The following is a 758-nucleotide window of genomic DNA, read 5'->3' as shown; positions in this document are numbered from 1 at the left end:
TCTTGTTTTTTAAAAAAACCGTCAACAGACCTAATGCAAAAAAGTAAAAAAATATTTTTTAATACCGGTATAGAACTATTGCAAGAAAATAACTTTTTTCAGTTTTATTTTGCTTGGCAAGGAACTTTTAAAGCTAAAATTTTAAATCAATACAATCTTCGTTTCACACATGGAATTTATCATGAAGATCATGATTTTGGAACTATATTGTTTTGTTTGGCTAAAAAAGTTTTTTATATCAATACAACCTTAATGATATATAGAATTAGAAAAGGCTCTATAACAAATATCCAAAATACCTTAATACCGCAAAAATTACCTAAATATCTAGAGCCACTAAAAGAGCATTTTAGCAATTATAAAGAGCTTAGAGAATATTTTAAATTATTTTGTTTTACAAAAATAGCTGAGCAAATTCAAAACTATAATAACAAATCAAAAACAAATAGTTTTTTTTTAGAAAAAACTTCAAAAGAATATATGTACAACTATTTAAAAGAAAACAAACAAAAAGATCCATTAAATATCAGAAATATTCTACAAAATAAATTGAAGTATTTTTATTTATATAATTTTTTATTTAAAGCAAGATTTTATTTGCGTCATCCTAGAAAAATTTTTCAGGATAGAACATGAGTCAAATTTCTATCATACTACCAACTTATAATGTGGAAAAATATATAGCTAGAGCATTAGAAAGTTGTATTAATCAAACTTTTAAAGATATAGAAATCATTGTAGTAGATGATTGTGGAAGC

General features: G+C 23.5%; 2 protein-coding genes. Both read left to right on the top strand.

Annotation, left to right across the window (positions count from 1 at the left end; all coding sequences use genetic code 11):
- Positions 1 to 33: 33 nt before the first annotated feature.
- Positions 34 to 636 (top strand): hypothetical protein, encoded by a 603-nt coding sequence (locus CAMP5082_RS08240; RefSeq protein ID WP_337206431.1) that lies wholly within the window; start codon positions 34 to 36, stop codon positions 634 to 636.
- Positions 633 to 758, top strand: a 126-nt coding sequence (locus CAMP5082_RS08235; protein WP_337206432.1) for a glycosyltransferase family 2 protein, incomplete at its 3' end; no start/stop codon positions are given. The genes CAMP5082_RS08240 and CAMP5082_RS08235, both read left to right, overlap by 4 nt.

Source organism: Campylobacter sp. LMG 17559, from assembly GCF_024723605.1.
Taxonomy (GTDB): domain Bacteria; phylum Campylobacterota; class Campylobacteria; order Campylobacterales; family Campylobacteraceae; genus Campylobacter_D.
The sequence above is the reverse complement of the archived record's forward strand: the minus strand, read 5'-3'. Positions and strand labels throughout refer to the sequence as shown.